The organism is Streptomyces polyasparticus, assembly GCF_014493765.1.
Taxonomy (GTDB): domain Bacteria; phylum Actinomycetota; class Actinomycetes; order Streptomycetales; family Streptomycetaceae; genus Streptomyces; species Streptomyces polyasparticus.
In genome coordinates this window covers 138,714-160,155 of sequence record NZ_JACTVJ010000005.1, presented here as the reverse complement: position 1 = coordinate 160,155, position 21,442 = coordinate 138,714, and the positions used below count along the sequence as shown (strand labels likewise).

General features: G+C 69.8%; 12 protein-coding genes and 2 pseudogenes. 5 read left to right on the top strand and 9 right to left on the bottom strand.

All coding sequences use genetic code 11. The annotated features are described in order from the left end of the window. Window positions 1-97 precede the first annotated feature (97 nt). The 6 genes from H9Y04_RS09180 to H9Y04_RS09155 form a co-directional block, all read right to left on the bottom strand. Complete coding sequence (locus H9Y04_RS09180) at window positions 98-841, bottom strand: anti-sigma factor (RefSeq protein WP_187813240.1); 744 nt, start codon at window positions 839-841, stop codon at window positions 98-100. Then, a complete protein-coding gene (locus tag H9Y04_RS09175) occupies window positions 838-1,428 on the bottom strand; it encodes a sigma-70 family RNA polymerase sigma factor (RefSeq protein WP_187813239.1) in 591 nt (196 codons plus the stop codon). The genes H9Y04_RS09180 and H9Y04_RS09175 overlap by 4 nt, the downstream gene beginning before the upstream one ends. A 266-nt stretch (window positions 1,429-1,694) precedes the next feature. Next, the gene (locus H9Y04_RS09170) at window positions 1,695-2,411 is read right to left on the bottom strand and encodes an alpha/beta hydrolase (RefSeq protein ID WP_187813238.1); all 717 of its coding nucleotides are present in this window, start codon (window positions 2,409-2,411) and stop codon (window positions 1,695-1,697) included. 420 nt (window positions 2,412-2,831) lie between these two features. Beyond that, window positions 2,832-4,223, bottom strand: a complete 1,392-nt coding sequence (locus H9Y04_RS09165) for a DUF11 domain-containing protein (protein WP_187813237.1) — start codon at window positions 4,221-4,223, stop codon at window positions 2,832-2,834. Between the two features lie 214 nt (window positions 4,224-4,437). Then, on the bottom strand, window positions 4,438-6,606 hold the full coding sequence (locus H9Y04_RS09160) for a lectin-like domain-containing protein (RefSeq protein WP_187813236.1): 2,169 nt from the start codon (window positions 6,604-6,606) through the stop codon (window positions 4,438-4,440). A gap of 124 nt (window positions 6,607-6,730) precedes the next feature. Continuing rightward, a complete protein-coding gene (locus tag H9Y04_RS09155; RefSeq protein ID WP_187813235.1) occupies window positions 6,731-9,124 on the bottom strand; it encodes a CLIPPER-2 domain-containing protein in 2,394 nt (797 codons plus the stop codon). A gap of 754 nt (window positions 9,125-9,878) precedes the next feature. Here H9Y04_RS09155 and H9Y04_RS09150 point away from each other — a divergent pair. Together H9Y04_RS09150 and H9Y04_RS09145 are read left to right on the top strand one after the other, a co-directional pair. Next, window positions 9,879-12,458 carry an SdrD B-like domain-containing protein gene (locus H9Y04_RS09150; RefSeq protein ID WP_308800922.1) on the top strand — a complete coding sequence of 860 codons (2,580 nt, stop codon included), beginning with the start codon at window positions 9,879-9,881 and terminating at the stop codon, window positions 12,456-12,458. 145 nt (window positions 12,459-12,603) lie between these two features. Further along, window positions 12,604-13,410, top strand: a complete 807-nt coding sequence (locus H9Y04_RS09145; RefSeq protein WP_187813234.1) for a hypothetical protein — start codon at window positions 12,604-12,606, stop codon at window positions 13,408-13,410. Between the two features lie 28 nt (window positions 13,411-13,438). Here H9Y04_RS09145 and H9Y04_RS09140 read toward each other — a convergent pair whose 3' ends face one another. Beyond that, on the bottom strand, window positions 13,439-14,743 hold the full coding sequence (locus H9Y04_RS09140) for a right-handed parallel beta-helix repeat-containing protein (RefSeq protein WP_308800921.1): 1,305 nt from the start codon (window positions 14,741-14,743) through the stop codon (window positions 13,439-13,441). 128 nt (window positions 14,744-14,871) lie between these two features. Between H9Y04_RS09140 and H9Y04_RS09135 the strand changes: the two genes are divergently transcribed. Beyond that, entirely contained in the window at window positions 14,872-16,047 is a 1,176-nt protein-coding gene (locus H9Y04_RS09135) for a Dyp-type peroxidase (RefSeq protein WP_187813232.1), read from the top strand. Window positions 16,048-16,077: 30 nt separating this feature from the next. Here the strand turns inward: H9Y04_RS09135 and H9Y04_RS09130 are convergent, their stop codons facing one another. Then, the gene (locus H9Y04_RS09130; RefSeq protein WP_308800920.1) at window positions 16,078-16,770 is read right to left on the bottom strand and encodes a L,D-transpeptidase family protein; all 693 of its coding nucleotides are present in this window, start codon (window positions 16,768-16,770) and stop codon (window positions 16,078-16,080) included. A 1,852-nt stretch (window positions 16,771-18,622) separates the two neighbouring features. Here H9Y04_RS09130 and H9Y04_RS09125 point away from each other — a divergent pair. Together H9Y04_RS09125 and H9Y04_RS48415 are read left to right on the top strand one after the other, a co-directional pair. Continuing rightward, window positions 18,623-19,814, top strand: a protein-coding gene (locus tag H9Y04_RS09125; RefSeq protein ID WP_438818091.1) for an IS3 family transposase whose coding sequence is annotated in 2 segments (ribosomal slippage) — window positions 18,623-18,888 and window positions 18,887-19,814 — 1,194 coding nt in all. Because the reading frame shifts where the segments join, the coding sequence is not laid out codon by codon here. A 217-nt stretch (window positions 19,815-20,031) separates the two neighbouring features. Then, a pseudogene (locus H9Y04_RS48415) lies at window positions 20,032-20,925 on the top strand (IS3 family transposase); the annotation flags it as partial. Between the two features lie 165 nt (window positions 20,926-21,090). On the opposite strand, the pseudogene H9Y04_RS46590 reads toward H9Y04_RS48415, so the two are convergent. After that, a pseudogene (locus tag H9Y04_RS46590) lies at window positions 21,091-21,329 on the bottom strand (HAD family hydrolase); the annotation flags it as partial. Between the last annotated feature and the right edge of the window lie 113 nt (window positions 21,330-21,442).

The window sequence follows — 21,442 nt, the reverse complement described above, 5'->3', positions numbered from 1 at the left end:
GCGCAGGGCGGTTACGCGAGCACGCCGGCCTCCGGTTGCCGGACAACCGGAGGCCGGCGGCGAACCGACGGGGACGCGGCTCACGTGGGCAAGCAGCTCACGCGGGAAAGTCCATGAGGCCGACGGGTTCGGTGGTCGGCTCCGGCGAGCCGCCCGCGGGCTCGACGGTGATGCCCATACCGGTGGCCCCGTCGATCCGCCCGTCGAGCAGTACGGCACGTTCGGCACCCGCACCGCTGAACAGACCTGCCGGGCGCATCGCGTCACCGTCGTTGAACCACAGCTGGTACACCTTGCCGTCGCCCAGTTCGGGCAGGCCCGCGGCGATGAAGGCGGCACGGTCCTGCGTCCGCGAGACGACCACCGTGCCGCGCGCACCGTCGGCGAGTTCACCGACGGACACCTTGGCGTCCGGGGCGGCCAGCACGGAGGCGAGGTCCGCGGCCTGTTGCTCCGCCTGCCGCGCCTGTGACCGTGCGTCCTCGGCGGCACGGTGCTGCCATACGGCGAGTGCGCCGGATGTCACCGCCGCCGCGAGACAGGCCGCCAGCGCGAGCTTCGGCAGGGAACGGGTCCAGGACCGCACGCGCCCGCGTGCCGACACACGCGGAGGCTCCTGGCGCACCGTCGCGATCCGCTGCAGCACCTGCTCCTTCATCCGGTCGGGCACCGGTGCGGCCACCGCGAGACCGAGCCGCGCGGTCGTCGCCGCCAGCTCCTCGACCTCCTGGGCACACGCCTCGCAGGCGGCCAAGTGGCGCTCGAACTCGGCCTCTTCGGCGGGAGCGAGCGCGTGCAGCACGTAGGCGCCGGTGGCGGTGTGCAGATCGGCGGAGTTCATGCGGTCACCCCCAGGCAGTCACGCAGCCGGATCAGCCCGTCGCGCAGCCGGGTCTTCACGGTGCCCAGGGGGAGCGTGAGGAGCTGGGCGACCTCGCGATACGTCAGCCCCCGGTAGTAGGCCAGCGTCACAGCCTCGCGCTGCAAGGTGGTGAGAGCGCCGAGGCAGCGGCGCACCCGCTGCTGCTCCAGGCGGGACTCGACCTGTTCGGTCACTTCGTCGTACGCGGGTGTCTGCTCCAGGAGCGCGGCCTTGTGCTCCCGCTCGGTCGACGCCTGTACGGAACGCACCCGGTCCACCGCGCGGCGGTGGGCCAAGGTCATCACCCACGTCATGGCACTGCCCTTCTCCGGCCGGAACCGGGCGGCGGTCCGCCACACCTCCACGAGCACCTCCTGCGCGACCTCCTCGGACTGCGCGGGATCGCGCAGCACGCTGCGCACGAGGCCGAGCACGGGCGCGCTCACCGCGTCGTAGACCTCGGCGAACGCCTCCTGGTCTCCCCGGGCGACGGCCGTCAGCGCCTCCGCCAGATCCTTGCCCCGCGGCGGGGGAGGACTCGCATCCGCACGCTCCGTGGCTCTCACCGGACTCCCTCGTCGCTCATGCTTGCGGCCTTCCGTACATCGTGGCGGTCCCGGGCGGGGACGGCAGGGCGATCAGCGCTTCACCAGTGATTCGGAGCACGGGCGGGGACGGATTGGTCGCCGGAGAGAGAAGTCCGAAATGTCGCAAGGTGGTGGCGCGGGGGAGGTGTTGGTGTTGGGGAGGTGCGCAGGGCGGGGGAGGAGGGCAGGGAAGAGCAGTGGAGGGCAAGGTCAGGGGAAGGTCAGGCGAGGAGGGGAAGGGCCGGTCAGCCCACACGCACAGGCCCGCCGCCGGCCCCCGAGGACCGGGCGATCACCGGGGGAAGCGGGCCGAGGCCCAGCAGACCCGTCACCGATCCGGCGGTCAGCGCATGCCAGGTTCGCGGCCGCTGCAGCATCGCGTGACCGGCGCCGTCGACCAGGACGAGGCACGCCTGGGCGCCGGCCTTCGAGGCCCGTGCCGCGTAGGCGGCCGACGCCCGCGGATCGGTCGTACGGTCCATGTCGCCGTGCAGCAGTACGACACGGCGTCCGGCCAGCTGCTCCACCGGCTCACCCTCGGGACACCAGGGCGCGAGCCCGACCACGCCGCGCACCAGACGATGCCCGGCTGCGCGCAGGGCGGCCCGGCCGCCCATGGAGTGTCCGACCAGCACGGTGGGGATCTCGCCGAATCGCCGCTCCAGGGCGTCAAGCGCCGCGCGGGCGTCGTGCAACGGATCCTCGCGCGCGCCGTTCCAACCCCGGCAGCGATACCGCACCCTGCCCACGACCACGTCGTGCCCGTCGACCGCCCGCCCGACGGCCCGCGCGAACGGCCGCATCCGCAGCCCCGGCAGATTCCAGAGCGGCGGCGCGTCCACCCCGTTCTCCCGGCCGCCGTGCAGCAACAGGACTGCCGCCCGCGGTGCCCGGGCCACGGGCCCGGTCACCAGCGCCGAGGACGGATCGTCGCCCCAGATGACCACAGTTCCCCTCTCCATTTCGCAGCCGGCAGCCGCCCGGCCCCGCAGAGTCGGCAGCCTCCCGCGGCCACCGCTTCCCAGAACCTATTCGAAACCAGGAGCCCCGCGGATGGGTGTCCCTCCACCAGGACGCCCCCGTCCTGATCCTCGGCCCCTCCCTGGCCACGACCCGGCACATGTCGTAGAAGCTGTCCTACGGCCTCCACGTGGTCCGGACGGTCGCCGTTCAGGCAGGTTCGGCCTTCATGGTCCAGGTACTTCGACGGTGTTGGTGACAGGGAACCTGAAGCCGAAGGCGGCGGAGCAGCCCGAGGGCGATGGACCGGGCAGGGGTGGAGGCAAGTCCGGACTCGGCAAAGGACGTTCCCCGCCCGGCCCTGGGCACAGCGCAAGGGCGGGCCCGGCTGGGGTGCCGGACCCGCCCCCTGAGGGCCTGGATCAGGAGGAGGTCTTGGTCACCTCCAGGTCGGCCAGGGGCTCGGCGACGGTGCCGCCGGGCGGGTCGACGGGCGTGCTCTCGCCGTTGCCGGAGTTGGGGTCATCGACCTCGGAACTGGAAGAGGCGGTGTTCTTGATGTCGCTGCCGGTACCGGTGTAGGCCGGGTCGAGCTTGACCTTGAAGGTCCAGGACTTGGCGGCGCCGTTCTTCACGACGTCGGCGGTACAGGTCACCGTCTGCCCCGTGGCCGTGCAGCCGTCGCTCGACGAGACGAACGTCAGCGGCTTCGGCAGCTCGTCCGTCGCGACGACCTTTGTGGCGTCCGAGGGGCCGGCGTTCTTCGTGGTGATCGTGTACTCGTACTCCTGGCCGGGGGAGACCTTCTCCGTGCCGACCGCGGTCTTCTCGGTGGACAGATCGGCGCTCGGCTTGCCGATGATGCCGCCTTCGCCTTCTTCCGCGCCGGGCGGGTCGACGGGCGTGCTCTCGCCGTTCTCGGAGTTGGGGTCTTCGACCTCGGAGCTGGAGGAAGCGGTGTTCTTCAGGTCCGTGCCGTCGCCCTTGTAGGCGGAATCCAGCTTGACCTTGAAGGTCCAGGACTTGGCGGCGCCGTTCTTGACGACGTCGGCGGTACAGGTCACCGTCTGCCCCTCGGCGGTGCAGCCGTCGGAGGAGGAGACGAAGGAGATCGGCGCGGGGAGGTTGTCGGTGGCGACGACCTTGGTGGCGTCCGAGGGGCCGGCGTTCTTCGTGGTGATCGTGTACTCGTACTCCTGGCCGGGGGAGACCTTCTCCGTGCCGACCGCGGTCTTCTCGGTGGACAGATCGGCGCTCGGCGTGCCGATCCCACCGCCGCCGGGCAGTTCGGCGGAGGCGGAGTTGTTCGCGCCCTGGGGGTCCTTGGTGTCCGAGGAAATGACCGCATTGTTCTTGAGGTCCGTGCCGTCACCGGTGTAGCCGGAGTCGACGCGTGTCTGGAAGGTCCACGTCTTACTGGCACCGACGGCCAGCACGTCGACGGGGCCGCAGGTGACCTTCTGGCCCGCGGCGGTGCAGTCGTCCGTGGAGGAGACGAAGGTCAGACCTGCCGGGAGGGTGTCGGTGACCTTGGCGTTCTTGGCGACGGAGGGACCGCTGTTCTTGGCGGTCAGGGTGTAGGTGACGATCCCGCCGGGCGGGACGGGCGCCATACCGCGTGTGGCAGCCGACTGGTGCGGACGCTGGATCGTCACGTCGGCAGTGAGGGAGAGGTCAGCGCCCGCCTTGGTGGGGGAGGGAGCTGTCGTGGCCTGGGCCAGGGCGGTGGGGGCGGCGCACAGGGGCACTGCGCAGGACAGCGTGGCCACCACGGTGGCCGAAGCGAGGCGCCACCGTCTCTTGGTCGTCGTCATGTCGGTCTCTGTTCTTCCTCGGTTGTGCCACGGCCGTCCGGGAGCGTCCGCGCGAGCGCGGGCGTGACGGCGCCGTGCGCGGTCACGAAGAGCACGCGAGCGCGGTCGATGTCCGGGAGCTGTGGCGTGTGGGGGTGATACGGCCGCCGCGGGATGGCGGCCGTGCTCCGGGGCAGGGCTGTGTGGGGTGTTGCGGACGGCCCGGCCCCGGAAGTCAGGAGGTGATCTTGGTCAGATCCAGATCGGCGGAAGACTCACCGGTCGTGTCCCCGGGCAGCCCGGCGGGCGGGCTGGTGCCCTCTCCGGGGTTGGGGTTCGCTGTGGAGGACGAGGCGGTGACGGTGTTCTTGATGTCACTGCCGTCGCCCGTGTAGGCCGGGTCGAGACGGACGATGAACGTCCAGGTACGGGACGAGCCGGCCGCCAGCGGAGCGTCTGCCGGGCAGGTCACCTTGCGGCCGACGGCGGTGCAGCCGTCCGTGGAGGAGACGAAGGACAGCTGTTCGGGCAGGTCGTCGATCAGTTTGACGTCCTCGGCCGCCGAGGGCCCGTCATTGATGGCCTTCACCTCGTACGCGAAGGTTCCGCCCGGCGGGACAGGGGTAGTGGTGGTGGTCTTCTTCTCGGTGCGCAGGGCCGCTTCGGGCTGGGTACTGCCGCCGGGGATGCCGACCGGGGCACTGGTGTTGTTCTCCGGCTTGGGGTCGCCCGGCGCGTCCGAGGTGGCGGTGGCGGTGTTCTTGATGTCGCTGCCGTTGCCCTGGTAGTTCTGGTCCAGCTTGACCTTGACGGTCCAGGTCTTGGAGCCGCCGACCTCCATCTGGGCGGCCGCGGGGCAGGTGACCTTCTGGCCCGTGGCGGTGCAGCCGTCCGGGGAGGAGACGAAGGACAGCTGGGTGGGCAGGTCGTCGGTCATGGTGACGTTGGTGGTGGCGGCCGGGCCGTAGTTGCGGGCGGTCAGTCTGTAGTCGAAGGTGTCGCCCGGCTTGACCGGGTCGTTGCTGGCCAGCTCCTTCTGCGCCGCCACGTCGGTCGGGCCGGAGGTCACCTTGGTGGTGGCGTCGGCCGAGTCGTCCGTGGGATCGATGTCCGTGACGCTGGCGGACGGCTCGACGGTGGCGGTGTTGATGATCTCGGTGCCCGGAGTGGCGATGGCGGTGCCGGTGATGGTGTAGGTGGCGGTGCCGCCGCGCTTGAGGTCGGTGGTGGTGTCGAGCCTGCTGCCGCTGCCCGAGGCCTGGCCGCAGGTACTTCCGGCGGAGGCTTGGCACGTCCAGGACACGTCGGTCAGGCCCGCGGGGATGATGTCCTTGACTTTGGTGCCGGGGGCGTCGTTGGTCTGGTCGTTGGCGACCGTGACCTTGTACTCCAGCTTCCCTCCGGACGGCACGGTGGCCGGGGCGGTCTTCTTGACGGACACCTCCACCGGGAGGCTGACCTTGAGGTCGCCGATGTCGTGGTTGTTGGTGGAGCCGCCCGAGCCCGCGGAGAAGCCGAGCTTGAGGGTTTCCGGCAGCGCGGGCTGGCCCGCGACCGTCGAGATGTCGTAGTTGTCGATCATCTGCTGCATCGGGGTGCCGGGGCCGGTGTTGGAGGCGACCGAGACCAGTAGCTTGCCGTCCTTGGGCACCACGCTGACCTTCGCGGTCCGGAACTGCCTGCGGCCGGCCTTGGTCATGACGGTGTCGCCCGGCCCCTTCACACCGGTCGCGTACGTGTAGCCGTTGAGTTTGCCGTCGACCTTGGTGCCGCCACCGCGCAGCACGATGCTCTCGGGCAACTGGGCCGGGCCGCCGTACTCGCCGGAGAAGTTGCCGTACTCGTCGAAGCCGACGCCCAGGAACGCCCCGGGCACCCCGATGTAGCCCAGCGCGCCTCCCGTGTTGCCGACGCCGTTGGGGGCGGTGCCGTCGGCGAAGAACATCGTCAGCCCGTCGCCGTACCCATTGCAAAAGCCCGTCAAGGGGAAGCAATGGTTGTTGCCGCCATAGGTGGCGTAGGTGAACTCCGCGACCACGCCGAGGTCGGTGGAGAAGTCACGGTTCATCTGCCAACTGCCCGACTCGTGCCTGTTCGCCGTGGTCAGGTGCAGCCAGCCGCCGGTGTCCTTGTCGTCGTACTTGGCGGTGCCGGTCAGGACGGTGTCCGACGTCGGGCCGTCGAAGCCGTTGAGATACGGGAAGGCGACCGGCGCCGCCTGCCGGGTGGCCTGCGACCGGGCTTCGGGCTGGGCGGGGGTGTCGGGTCCGGGCGCGGCCGCGGCCAGCGGGGCCAGCGCGAGCGCGGTGAGCATCGTGGTGGTCAGGGCTGCGGCGCGGCGCCCGCGCAGGGCGCGTCCGGGCTGTGGCCGAGAGGGCCGGGATGGAGCGGTGTTGGTCTGCACTGTTCTGCCGTTTCCTTTCCTGGCGTGTGTCGCGGCACGCTGCCGGACCGCGACGCACACGTACGAGGGATGCCTTGGGGCGAGCGGGATTCCGTTCGCCCCAAGGTCAGTGGCCGGGCCGAGGTCAGCTGGTGCGGCGGCGTGCCGCGTACATCAGACCGGCGCCGCCGGCCAGGAGCAGTCCGGTGGCCCACAGCGTCCACTGGGGCGCGTCGTCGCCGGTCTGGGCCAGTGCCGGGGGCCGGGGAGTGTCGGTGGGCGTGCTGCCAGGAACCGAAGTGCCGGGCGGGTTCTCGTCGTTGTCGTTCTCGTCCAGTGCTGGGGGCTCGGTGGTGATGATGAGCGGGCCGCCGCCGGGGCCCGAAGTGCCGGGCGGGTTCTGGTCGTTGCCCGGGTTCGGGTCGGGTGTGGTGGAGGAGGCGGCGGCGATGTTGTCCAGGTCCTTGCCGGTGCCCTGGTAGGCCGGGGAGAGGCGTACGACGATGTCGAACTCGACGCTGCGCCCGGCCGCCAGCCGTCCGGCCTGGCAGGTGACCGTCTGGCCGCTCGCGGTGCAGCCGGTGGTGCCGCGTTTGAAGAGCAGTCCGTCCGGGAGCCGGTCGGTGACCTTGACGTTCTCCGCGTCGGAGGGACCGTTGTTGGTGACCTTGACGAGGTAGGTGAGGGTGTCACCGGGGCCGACCGTGGACTGGCCGGGCGGCAGGATCGCCGTCTTGGTGGTGGCCAGGTCCGCACTGCCCTGCGCGGCAGTGGTCACCATGAAGGTGTCCGTGTTGTTGTCTGCGTTGCTGTCCTCCGGACTGGACACGGTGACCTTGCCGCCGGTCAGCGTGGTGGACAGGGGCGCGTCGGCGTCGACCTGCACGGGGTAGGAGAGCGTCACCGAGGAATCGGCCTTGCGGCGTGCGGCACTGCCGGAAGCCCTGCCGCCCGTGGCCGGCGCGGCTTCCAGACCCGCCTCGATGGTGCAGTGCAGCGTCTTGCCGCCGTTACGAACGGTGCACCCCGCGGGCACGCCCGTGCCCCGTACGGTGACGTGCGCGGGCAGGGTGATGTCGACCATGGCCTGCTGACGCGTGGTGGACGGCCCGTGATTGATGACCGTGACCTGCCCGCGTGCAACCGTTCCTGGGACGACCGTGCCGGTGATGTCCTGGGCACGGACCGCCAGGTCGGCCTCGGCCGGGACAGGGGCCGACCCGGTCTGTCCCGGCAGCCCGGACGCGGTGGCGCTGTTGTTGTCCGGCTTCGGGTCGGCTGTCTTCGCCGTCACCTGGGCGGTGTTGACCACGTCGGTGCCGTCCCCGTCGTACGAGGGGGACAGCCGCACCGTGACGGTGAACGTCTTCTTCTCACCCGGCTTCAGCTCCGGCAGTTCCGGACACGTCACCGTGGATCCGTAGGCGCCCTTGTCGCCGGTGCAGCCCTCGGCGGAGGACACGAACGCCAGCGCCTTGGGCAGCGTGTCGGTGACCGCGATGCCCTTGGCCGTCGACGGCCCCTGGTTGGTCACCGTGATCTCGTAGTCGAAGGTGGTCCCCGGAGAGACCGGCTTGTCGCTCTTGGCGACCTTGGTGATGGCGACGTCGGCGGCGGGCGAGGCCGGGCGGCCACCCTCAGGAAGCCCGGAGCCCCCGGTGGGGCCGGTGTCGTTGCCGTCGTTGGGGTCCTTGGTCGCGGACTCAACCTCCGCCACGTTGGCGATGTCCGAGCCGTCCCCCGCGTAGTCGGGGTCCAGACGCACAGTGATCACCCACGACGCCTTCTCGCCGACGCCCAGTTCCGCACGCGGGGTGCAGGTCACCACTTGCCCCTGAGCTGTGCAGCCGTCCTTCGAGGAGACGAACTCCAGCGGCGCCGGCAACTCGTCGCGCACCTTGACGTCCTTGGCCACCGACGGGCCGTGATTGGTCACCGCGATGGTGTACTCGAACGTCTCACCCGGTGCGACCGGCCCGCCGGCCCGCTGACGCCGGAGCGACACGGCGGCGGCATCGGAGGCCGGGGCCGTACGGGCCGTCGGCTGGACCCGGCCGCTCTTGCGGTCTGTCACCCCGGGCTGCTCGGCACCAGTCCGCTGCCGGGGACTGCTGTTGGCGGTTGGGCGCTCCGCAGGGTCCTGTCCTGCGCCGGACTGCTGACGCGAGGTCTCCTCCGGCGTCCGACGGCTTGCGCTCTTCTCCCCGTCCTCGACCGGGTCGCCGACCTGCTCCAGCGCAGCGGGGGGCGGAGTTGAGTCCTCGTCCCGCAGTTCGGGCTGCTGTGCCGCGCTGCGGCGGGAGCGGTCGGCCCCCCGTACCGCAGGGCTGCCCCTACCAGCCCGTTCCTCGCCCTTCGCGCGATCCTGATGCATCGTCACATGCCGCTGTGCATGGGGCACTTCATCCTGATCTGCGGCCTGGGCGCTACTGGAGGAGGCCAGCAGGGCGGCCGCTGCGAGGGTGGAGGATGCGAGTGCGGCTTTCAGGTGCCGCTGCGCCCGCATGTCCCGGCCGCGACGCTGGGGAGAGCTGGTCATGTTGAGACCTTCATTCCATGTCCGAGTCGATGAGTCAGCACTCCCCGGGGGCACGCAAGGCCTGCGGACAATCAGGCATGACGGACCGTCACATCTGTGTCAGCTGGATACTCGCCGATTCGTCACAGGTCGTCCGCGGCCGACGGCTACTCCGCCACGGCTACGCCTGTTCGATACTCGAACGTGTCGAGGGGTGCGTAAATATGATCATGTGGAGGAGTTGTGAAACACGCCGCGGCGCGCCCAGCGGTCACTCTGTCGGTCCTGGTGTTGGGGGCGCTCGGGAAATTGCCTGAATGGGCCGTTGCCTCCATGTGTTGCCGCTTCCCCAGGAGCCTGGAATTTCGCGGCCTGTCCGGCTGAACGCCCGGTCGTGGGGCATTCGTTGGTGATCTCCTCGCCGGTGCGCTGATTCCTCTGCGGTCAGTCGGAATGCGGGCGGCCAACGGCTGCGCCGGACCCCGCAGTGCCACTGGTCGCACCCGCACGCTGGGTCCGCTCGTCCCGTGGGCGGTCCCCGTATGGGCACCTCAGGTCCTCGGCGTCAACGAAGGTCGCGGTCGCTACTGATCCATTCGCAGGAAAACAGGCAATACCTGGCAGGGAATCAGGCAAACCTGGTCCATAGTTCGCATTCTTCATCTCGGTGGCTCTCGAGACAGAGAGCCCTCTTTCAGAAGAGGTGAGGATCGGCGTGGATCGATCTGTACAGTCCCGACCGCGTGGCAGACCTGCCGTCTGGAGCCTGTCGGTGGTGACCGCGACCGCTGTCCTCCTCGGCGCCGCGGGTACCGCACCGTCGGCACAGGCCGCCGCCCCCGGAGACGGCACCGTGACGGTGCGCGTCATCCGAGCAGTGAACGCGAACGGGACCTGGGACGAGGTGCTGGAACCGGGCATTTCCAAGGTCACGGTACGGATGACGGACGACGCCGGACGGACCGTCACCGGTACGACCGGAGCTGACGGAACCGTCTCGTTCACCCCGGCCGGCACGGCGCTGACCGGTGGCCGGTACCGGGTCCAGGTGGTCAATCCGCAGACCGGCACCCTGTTTCCCGCCCTTGCGTCGGCGCAGGGGCTGAGCGGCGCGCCCACCGCGCTGAGCAGCAACGAAGAGTTCGTCGACGTGTCCGGCGGGAAGAACATCTCGTACACCACGGGCTTCTGGAGCCCCACCGAGTACTGCCAGGAGAACCCCGACCTGGTCAGCTGCGGGCTCTCCAAGGGAGATGTCAAGGACCGGGCCGGAGTGATGACCTTCGGCGGCAAGCTGGGTGACACACCCCCGGGCGGAACCGTCACCCGCAGGACCGCCACCGGCGATCAGGGCGCGGTCTACGGTCTCGGCACCGACCGCACCGGCAACGTCTTCCTCGGCACGTACGTCAAGCGGCACACCGAGTACGGGCCCGCAGGGGCGAAGAACGCGATCTATCGCTACAACACTTCCGGAACCGGGATCAGTACTTTCGCCACACTCCCGGGCACGCTCACCGCGCACACTCCCGGAGCCGACGGCGCCTACCTCGCCGACGACGCGATCTACCCGAAGGTGGGCCGCGAGGGAATCGGCGATGTGGACGTCTCCGGCGACGGCAAGACGCTGTACGCCGTGAACCTCAACGACTCCAAGCTGTACACCGTTCCGGTCATCGGCGCGGGCGACGCGGTCACCGCAGGCAGCCCCAGTTCGTTCGCCATCCCCCGGCCCGCCGCCGGATGTGTGGGCGAGTGGCACCCGTTCGGTATCGGTGTGCGCGGCAAGCGGGTGCTCGTCGGCGGTGTCTGCGGTGCGGAGACCACGGTCACCGCCACCGCCACCTCCGGCGACCCCTCGAAGATGCGGGGCTTCGTCTTCACCTTCACGGGATCCGGATTCACACCGCTGTTCGACTTCGGTCTCGACTACCCGCGCGGTTGCACCTACCGCTTCAAGGCCGGGGGAGTGCTCCCCTGCCAGGAGCGGCTGGGCGGTCGGCTCAGCGCCCTGTGGGAGGCGTGGAACGAGCGCGTACCGCAGATGAACGACTTCCGGTTCACCAGCGCGCCGCAGCCGATGCTCTCCAACATCGAGATCTCGGACAACGGCGACCTGGTCATCGCGCTCCGCGACCGGTACGCCGACATGCAAGGCAACTCGACCCGGGTGCCGGGCGGCACCACGCAGGTCACCGCGGTCGCCGGCGGCGACCTCCTGCGCGCCTGCGCAACGGGCGGCTCCTTCACGTTGGAGTCCAACGCGAAGTGCGGTTCGCTCACCGGTGCTTTCCCGGACAACGATCTCGGACCCGGCAACGGCGAGTTCTACAACGACATCACGGAACTGTTCGACGCGTTCCATGAGCAGACCGGAACCGGCGGCACGGTGCTGCAGCCGGGGTACGACCGGATGTGGAGCACGGTCTTCGACCCGTTCGACAACAACGCGTTCCAACAGGGCGCCCGGGAATACGACAACACCGACGGCTCGGTCGCGGGCGCCATCACGCTCGTCGACTCGCCCCCCTGGGACGCCGGCCTGTTCGGCAAGGGCAACGGACTCGCCGACCTGGAACTGCTCTGCGACCAGGCCCCGCTGCAGATCGGCAACCGCGTCTGGTACGACGTCGACAAGGACGGAATCCAGGATCCGGGCGAGCGCCCGGTGCCCGGGGCGACCGTGCATCTCTACGACGCGGCAGGAAAGCTGGTCGGCACCACGAAGACCACCGGCCGCGGCGAGTACTACTTCGACGACTCGAACGTGGACGGCGGGCTCAAGCCGGACACCCAGTACACGGTGAAGCTGGACCATCCCGCGGACTACGCGGACGGCGGACCGCTGTACCGCTGGAACATCACCAAAGCCGATGCGGGCGGCAACGCCTTCATCGACAACAAGGGAAGGGTTCCGGCCGGCGGCCGCTACCCCCAGATCACCCTCACCACCGGCGGGCCTGGCGAGGACAACCACACGTACGACTTCGGCTTCTTCCAGGACGTACGGCTGACGGTGGCCAAGAAGGACGCGATCTCGGGCAGGGCGCTTCCCGGCGCGGTGTTCCAGCTCTGGCGGGAGACGAACGGCCTGAGCGGACTGCAGACTTCCGGTGTGTCCAGGGACACCCGGGTGGGTGCGGCCTGCGCGACCGACCGGCGTGGACGCTGCACCTTCGACTCACTGCGGGCCGGTGCGACGTACTACGTGCAGGAGACCGCCGTACCGGAGGGCTACCTCATGCCCGCGAAACGCGTGTCGGGCCCGTACCTTCTGACCGCGGGGAACGCGGGAGCGGGGCTCGGGAAGGTGGTCACGCTGTCCAACAAGCGCGGTGAGCCCGCCAAGAAGTAGCGCGGGCGGTTCCCTCGGGGTGAAAGCGCCGATGGACCGTTCCCCGGTCGTGACCGGGGAACGGTCCATCGGCACAAGATCGAAAGATCCTCAGGACCTGTAGACCAGGACCTGCACGACGCGACCCGTAAGAAAGGCACCATCCATGCGTATCCCCCCGGGCGTCTTCCGCCCTGGTCGCCGCACTCTGCTGTGGGTGGTGTCCGGCGCGGCTGCCGCCCTGGCCGGAGCGCTCGCGTTCGCCGCCGCGGAGCCGGGTGCCGAGCCGCGTCCGGTCACCGTCGACGAGGCGCAGCGCATGGCCCTGGCCCGATTCCGGGTGTACGAGACGAGCCCCGCCGAGGTCACGGTACGGGTGCCTTCAGGCGACGGCACCGTGCTGGTGCGCGGGACCGTCGACTACCGCAAGCACCGGGCCGTCGGCTCGTATGTGCTCGACGGGACGGCCGGTGCCGGGGCGGGCCGGGACCGGGGACTGGTCGCCTGGGACCTCGGCGGCCTCGCCCTGGCGCCCGGCACGCGTGGGGCCGCGCCGGTGCAACCGGCGGCCGTGGCCGCGGCGGTGCGGGAACCGGGGATCGCGTGGACGCCCCGCCACTACACCTCCGACCCGCTCGACACGGCGCTCCGGCTGTCCCTGTCCTTGGCGGCCGACCGCCCCGACAACGCCCAACTCCTTACGCAGTCGGGGCCGATGTGGCTGCGGAACGAGCGCATCGACGGCCGCGACCACGGGGTCTTCTCGGGTCCGAGACCCGCCCCGGGCAAGTCCGTGCGGCTCAAGTCCGCGCAGCGCCCCCGTGCCCGGTCTCCGCTCACCTACTGGATCGACCGGGACGGCGGACTGCGCCGCGTCGAGATGCTCACCGGGAGCGGGCAGCCGCTGACCGTCGACTTCGGCGCGGCCCGACTGCGCACCGGTGTTCCCGGCGAACCGTGGAAGAACCACTGACCGCGACTGCAGGTTGAGGCACACGCGCTCACTGCGCGGGCACCGCCGACGCGGAGGAAGGCAACCCGAACGCAGCGGGATCCACCCGCCCCGGCAGACCCACCGCCGCACGGGGCCGGGCGGAAGCGGCGCCCGGCATCCCCGGCTGAGCGGGCGGCGGCGCGACCTCGCGGAAGGAGACGCCGGGCGGCGCCACGACCGGGGCGGCGGCGCCGGGGCGGGGCAGCGGCCGGTCGGGGGTGCCGCAGGAGGCCGGCTCGGTGAGCCAGGCGGGCCGGCTGCCGGGTGCGTGGTTGTCCCGGAAGCAGTTGCCCGCCGTGTGCGGCGCAGCCAGCACCAGAGCGGCGCCATTGCCGGTGATCATGTTGCCGCGCACGGTGTTCCGGCGCACCGGGTAGCCCTGGACATCCCGCAACAGCATTCCGGCGGACCTGTTCCCGGTGATCAGATTGCGCTCGAAGCGGTTGCCCTCGCCGCCGCCCACCCCGAGCCCGATACCGAAGCCGCCGTCGGCCTGTTCGGGGCTGCGGTCGTCGTTGTTGTCGGCGAGGGCGTTCCCGGCGACGACGGCTGCGTGCTGCGGCCCCAGCGCCTCCAGATCATTGGAGTTGAGCGTCATGCCCACACGGTTGCGGGCGGCACGGTTGCCCAGCAGGAACAGCCGCTGTGAGGCGTTGGTGACCTCGATCCCGACGGCGTTGTGCTCGGCCGTGTTGTGGCGTACCAGGGTGTGGCACGGGTCGCACTGGCCGACGTAGATCCCGGAATCGGCGTGCCCCGAGGCATAGGAGTGCTCGATGATGCCGTCGCGCGCGTCGAAGGCGTAGATGCCGTAGAGGGCGTTGTTGTAGGCCGTGATGTACGACGCGCGAAACCCTCGCAGGGGTGGGAACTCCTCGGGATCCAGGGGGTCGTACGCGGAGCCGCCCGCGCCCGCGCCTTGGCGCGCCTCGTCTGTGACGCCGGTGAACAGCAGCCCGTTGGCCAGGTTGTTGCGCACCGTCAGATTCTCGACGGCGGAGGCGGCGCCCGTGACGGTGATGCCGTTGGACCGGCGGAACTCGCCGTCGACGACCACCCTCGACCGGTCGGTGCCGCGCAGCACCACCCGGGGGGTGGCGACCGTGACGCTCTCCCGGTACACGCCGGGGGATACCAGGACCAGATCGCCGGGGCGGGCAGCGTCCACGGCCTGTTGGATGGTCGGCGCATCCTGCGGCACCTCAATGGTGACAGGCCCTGCGGAGTCGGGGCGCGCCTTGCCCTCTCCCTCCGTGGCGGTGCCGCAGGCCGTGGCCGCACAGCAAAGAGCCGCGAGAAGAACCGCTGTCACGGTGCGTCTGCCGGAGCGTTCCGGCAGGCAGGGAAGGGAAGTTGGTGTCATGAAAGACAGGTGTATCGTCCCGTTCGCGAAGAGAACGTGGAATGACACGTTCGAGAGTTCCGTGAAGGGTGAGATCCATGCGTGCCGGGAGCCCCTCGGATCTGCCATCCGTACCGGCCCGGCGCACCGTACTGACCGGCGCCGGGGCGCTGACCGCAGCGCTCGCCGCCGGGTGCGACCGGCCCGCACGGCAGGATGGCAGGACGCCGGGCCCCGACGGAGTCCCCTTCCACGGCGCCCGGCAGGCTGGGGTGACGACCCGCCAGCAGGGTTCGGTGCTCCTGACCGCTTACGACCTTTCCCCCGCTCAACGCGGGCGGGCCGGGGTGAAGACCCTGCGCGCCGTACTCAGCCGCTGGACCCGCGTCCTCGCCACGGCCACCGAGGACGGCGACGGCGGCAGCGCCGAGCCGGGCCTTGAGCGGGCGCGGCAGGCCCGGCTCACCGTGACCGTGGGTATCGGCCCGGGGCTGCCGGAACGGCTGGGCGGGCTGTCCGTCCCCGCACAGCTGCGCGGGCTCCCGCCGCTGCCCGGCGACCGGCTCGACCCTGGGAGCAGCGGCGGCGACGTACTCGTTCAGGTGTGCGCGGACGACGCGTGGACCGTCGCGGTCGTGGCCGGCATCCTCACCAGACTTGCCGACGGGGTCCTGCGGACCCGTTGGCGGCAGCCCGGCTTCCTGCCGCCTGTCACGGACGGGGAGACTCCGCGCAACTTCTTCGGCTTCAAGGACGGCACGGCGACGCTCGACGCCGCCGAGTGCGAGCGGTGGGTCTGGCTGAAGGAAGGCCCCGGCAGCGATGGCACCTTCTGCGTCGTACGCCGCATCCACATGCGCATCGCCGCGTTCACGGATCTCGGACGCGAACGCCAGGAGGAGGCCATCGGGCGCAGGCGCGCCAGCGGAGCGCCACTCGGGCGGCAACGGGAGCACGACGAGGTGGATCTGTTCACCAAGACACCCGAGGGTCGCTACGTGATTCCCGCGCGCGCCCATGTCAGGGCCGCCAACCCCAGGTTGGACGGTGGAGCCCGCATGCTGCGCCGCGGCTACTCGTACGACAACGGCCCGGACGACCAGGGGCTGCTCTTCCTCGCCTTCATGCGGGATCCCGCGCTCTTTGTGCGCGTTCAGCAACGCCTGGGCACAGAGGACGATCTGAGCCCCTTCGTGGTGCACCGCGGTTCGGCCGTCTGTTACGTCCTGCCCGGCGCCCGCCCCGGCCAGGACCTCGGCGCAACACTCTTCTGACACTTGGCTCCTGACACCAGGCTCCTGTGCTCAGGTGCCCGGCTTGCGGCCCCACACATAGACCAGGTCGCCGACCCTCAGCACGTTCCACAGCCGTGCGGCGTCCACCTTGCGCATATTGACGCAGCCGTGGGAGCCACCGGAGAACAGATCGGTGTACGACCCGTGAAACGCCTGGCCGCCGTCGAAGAACTGCGCATACGGCATGGGCGCGTTGTTGTAGACCGTTGAGATCTGGTGCCGGTTCTTCCAGTAGACACGGTGCCAACCCGGCCTGGTCTCCATACCGTCACGCCCTGTCCGGACCGGGACCGGCGCGAAGACGATCTTCTTGCCCCGCTGAACCCAGGTGAGCTGTCTGCTCAGATCGACGCAGGCCACCTTCTGCCTGGGGCGGACGGGGCACTTTCCGGCCGCGTTCGGATTCTTGCCTGCCTGGACCACCAGGAGTTGCCGGTACGTGGCCAGCCCCGCATACCCATCGGTGGGGCGCACCCCGTACTTCGCCTGGAACGAGCGGATCGCTGCGCAGTCCGCCGCCGACTGCCGCCCGTCCACCGACAGCTTCAGCTGCGCCTCAAGCTGTCGCTGGTACGGCCCGGTGGCCGCTCCGCACCGCGCGGGAGCCGCCACGGCCGGGGCCGCCACGAGCACCGGCACCAGGACAGCCACCGAAACCGCCGTCGCCACGGCCCCGCATATCTGCTTCACCGCCACCGCCACCGTCCCTTGCTCCGTTCCTCAGGCATACGGCACGAAGGTGACCGACGGCATGTTCTCCTACGGCATTCGCGTCTGCGGGCCGATCGCCCTGGCGCCAGGCCGGGCCGAGGAGTGCCACATCGGCATACAGGACCTCGGGAGGAACCGTCTTGGCGGCGTTGCCGTCCAGGCGGGCGCCCGGTCCGGCTCCAACGGCCGGGTGCTCAGGGCGAGGTACCGCAGGCGAGTTCGGTCTCTTTGGAGGACACTGCCGGAAAGCGATCCCGCGCGCGTACCCGGCCGTCTTTCACCTGACCCGTCCCGTATCCTCACCGCCCCCGACATGGGCCGCCGCGAGATATGAGAGCGTGCAGGGCGTGAGTGAGACACCCGTGAACACCCTGCAATACCGCTTCGACGGCCCCGAGGACGCCCCCGTCCTGATCCTGGGCCCCTCCCTGGGCCCCTCCCTGGGCGCGACCTGGCACAGGTAGGCAGAACCGCCTTCTGACGTCCACGTGGTCCAGTTCGGCGCCGTTCGCGCAGGTTTGGTCTTGGTGGTCCAGGCGCGTCAACGGTGTTGGTGACACGGGTGTGACAGCTGTGGCTGAGGTCGCCCCCCGTCGGCTGTATCGACGGAGGCTTTCGTTGTGGGGCCGAGATGACGCCAGACTTGGCCCCAACGATCGAGTGCGGCGGGAACTGGCGCGGATCGACGTTCACGATCACCTGCATGCGCTGACGTGTGGCTGAGGCAGCCGATCGCAGTCGATCACGCCTCATGTTTCCTGCGGCAGGAGAAGTGCTCGGGCAGCCCTTCTGGACCTGGAAGGCTTGCGGGTTGGCCGCACCCGAAGCGGCAGAACGTGATCACTTGACCCATCGCGTCGACCGGAAGCCTGGCGGCCTCCGCCTCCCGCGGGCGGGACTCGAGGACGATCGAGCGGCTGCCACGCCTCTGCTTCGGTTCAGCCCGCGCTTCCGAAGCCGCCGGTCCTCGGGGCACGTGTCACGACGGTCTCCCTTTCGTATGGATGGCCGGCGCTCTTTGTCGTCCAGGATGGGCCCGTTCGCCGCGATGTACTGCTGCCACTGCTGTGCGGGAAGCCAACCGTGGTGCCCGCTCCGCTGGAACGGGACCCGCTCACCTGCCGCTGCTTCGGCGACGAACCGGGTCAGGGTCAGACCGCCTTCCCCGGTGAAGCTGCTCGACTGATGGGCGGGCACGAGGACGCGGTGCCAGCCCCCGCAGAACCCGGAATCAGTGGGGTTCTCCGGATCGCAGAGCTTCTCCGCCCACCGGGTGAGCGCGCCGTCTTGGCTGCACTGGCCTTCCTCCAGGACGAAGTTGCCGTCCCGGACCGCGATGGGGTTCTTCTGCACCCGTATGACGGAGGCCGGCAGGTTGGGCGTGCGGACGTGGGGGGACGGTGCCGATTCCGGCGTGGTCAGAGTCGACGAAGTCCCAGACCGATTGAATCCCGGCGCGGCGCCGGAATCCCTCTCGCGTACGCATTCCGTGGGCCGTCTGGATGCTCAGCTGAGGCTCATAGCCCAGGACGATGCCGTTGGCTCCACTGACGTGCACGTCGAGGCGTGCGTGTCCGTCGGCGGTCTGCGACTCGAAAGCGACGTGGAAACCATGATCTTCGGAATCCTTCGCGACGCGCTCTTTGCGCGCGAGGTACTCGTCGGACTCGTGGCTGATGGGCCTATCTCCGGGCTTCCGGTAGTGGGAGGCAAGCCCATATGCCGTCACGCTGGACGAGGTACATGGGGACACGTCGGCCGCGAATGTCCCGGCTGAGCTGTACTGAGATTTGTGGAGTCCCTGATGCCATGGTTACGGTCCTGGCGAAGGAGAACCACATCAGTGCCGGCACCACGGAAGTTCCCCGACGGACTGCGTGAGCGCGCGATCCGCGAGGTCCGCACCACCGGCCGGCCTGGCGCGCACGTCGCGAAGGACCTTGGCATCCACAAGGAAGCCCTGCGTCAGTGGGTCCGCCAGGCCGAAGCCGACCACGGTGAACGCGATGACCGGCTGACCACCGCCGAACGCGACGAGCTGAAGCAACTCCGCAAGGAGAACGCCGAGTTGAAGCGGGCCAACGAGATCCTGAAAGCCGCTTCGGTGTTTTTGCCCAGGAGATCGACCGTCCCCGGACGAGGCCGAGCAGGTGATCGACCACCTGCGTGAACGCGGTCTCGGGGTCGATCCCGTCTGCCGGGAGCTGAACCTGTCGCCGTCGACGTACTTCGCCCGCAAGAGGCGTCCGAAGTCCGCGCGCCGGCTGCGGGACGAACAGCTCATGCCCATGATCGAGCAGGTCCACGCCGAGTCCGGCGGCACTTACGGAGCCCGCAGGATCACCCGTGCGCTGTGGCGCAAGGGCGTCGAGGTGGCCCGCTGCACCGTCGAGCGCCTGATGGCCGAACTCGACATCGAGGGCGTCATCCGCGGCCAGCGCCGCCGCACGACCATTCCGGAACCGTCCGCGCCGAGGCCGCCGGACTTGGTCGACCGGGACTTGGCCGCCGACGGCCCCGACCAGCTCTGGGTCGCGGACATGACGTATGTCCGCACCTGGTCAGGCTGGGCGTGTGTGGCGTTCGTCCTGGACGTGTTCTCCCGCATGATCGTCGGCTGGCAGATCGCGAACCACATGCGCACCGAACTCCCGCTGGACGCCTTGGAGATGGCGCTGTGGCGTCGGCGCATCAAGAAGGACTCCCGCCTCATTCATCACAGCGTCAGAGGGTCGCAATACGTCTCAATCCGGTACACGGACCGGCTCGCTGACATCGGCGCTTCCGCGTCCGTCGGATCCGTCGCGGACAGTTACGACAACGCCATGGCCGAGGCCCTGAACGGCACCTTCAAGGCCGAACTGATCGAGATGCAGGGCCCCTGGAAGGACGTCGACCAGGTCGAGCGGGCGATCTTCCAGTGGATCACGTGGTACAACGAAGAACGCCTCCACTCCGCGCTCGACTACGTGCCGTCGGCCGAGTACGAACGCGACTTCTGGCAGAGCCAGGAACGAGTCCCGCAGTCCGCCTGAAACAAGATCACCGGACTCTACGAAACCCGGGGCAGCTCAGTCGGTGCGGCGGGGGTCCATCGGTGCGTCAGCGCCGACGCTCAGGGGCGGGAACTGGGCACTCCTACGCGGGATCCCACCCAAGCGGAAGCTACGTTACGGCCGGTCAATGCGTTCCGTCGGTCGCCTCCCACATTTCAGGCACTGCGCCAGCTTGTTCTCCAAGAAATGCAGCCCCAGCGCAGCCCGCCTTGGTGAAGGCATCGATCCTGCATCGTTGGCCGCCCCCGGTGCTCCTTGTCGGGTGTCGGTGGCGGTGACGTGCTGGTGCTGAAGCTGGCCCGCCAGCCGTATTACCGGTGGGTGAGAAGCCCGGTCACCGACGCCGAACTGGCCGAGGCGTATCGGGCCAACGCGTTGTTCGACGCGCATCGTGACGACCCGGAGTTCGGCCACCGTTTCCTCCTCGACGAGGCCTGCGTCGCCGGTGAGGCGATGGCCGAGCGGACCGCCTGGCGGATCTGCCGGGGCAACGGCTGGTGGAGCGCGTTCGGCAAGCGAAGGGGCCGCGGCAAGAACGCCAAGGCCGGTCCGCCGGTCCACGACAACAAGGTGCGGCGGAACTTCACCGCCACTGCGCCGAACCGGCTGTGGCTGACCGGCATCACCGAGCACTCCACCGGCGCTGGCAAGCTTTGTCTATGCGCCATCAAGGACGTGTTCCCGGGCCGGATCGTGGGCTATTCCATCGACTCGAGGATGAAGTCCCGCCTCGTGGTAACAGCCCTGCAGTCCGCCGTTGATCGCCGCGGACAAGTAGACGGCTGCATCGTGCATTCGGATCGCGGATCGCGGATCGCGGATCGCGGATCGCGGATCGCAATTTCGGTCCCGGAAATTCGTCTCCGCCCTGACCCGAAACGGCCTGGTCGGCTCGATGGGCCGGGTCGGTGCAGCCGGCGACAACGCGGCCATGGAGAGCTTCTTCGCGCTGCTGCAGAAGAACGTCCTGGACCGTCAAGTCCGGTCCGCCCGACAGGAATTGCGGAACGCGATCGTGACCTGGATCGAACACACCTACCACCACCGCCGACGCCAGACCCGATTGACCCCCGTCGAGTACGAGACCATCATGACCCCACCCGCAGCACACGCAGCATGCACCCCGCTGTCACCTGATCACGCAGCAGTCCCAGCACTTCCGTGCGGACGTAGGCGACTGACGCGGACGGCAACGGGCCATCGGCGTAGGGGACGGCCCACCGCGTGAGCTCGACGAGCCGGGAGCGGACAGATCGCGGGCGCCGGCGGGCCGCACGTCCTCGTACACGTCGGTCTCGTCGAGGTGCTCGCCGTGGCCGGCTTCCTCCCGCGCTTGATGGGCGGCACGCCGTTGTCCTGGCCACGGGCGACGACGCCGCCGACGAGCTCGGACAAGGCGTGGCGTGGGGTGTTCAGCCAGTCGGCCCGCGGTGCCCAGTGACGGTCATCCCTTACGAGGGTCTCGCCGACGTCGTAGGCGAAGGTACGGGCCATCCCGCGACCTACCGACCTGTAGCCGGTGGCTGAGTGGTGCCGGCGCGCCGGGGCGAGGTGAGGATCCCCCGGGGCCGTGGACGGCGAGGCACCGACGAAGTCTGCTGCCCCTT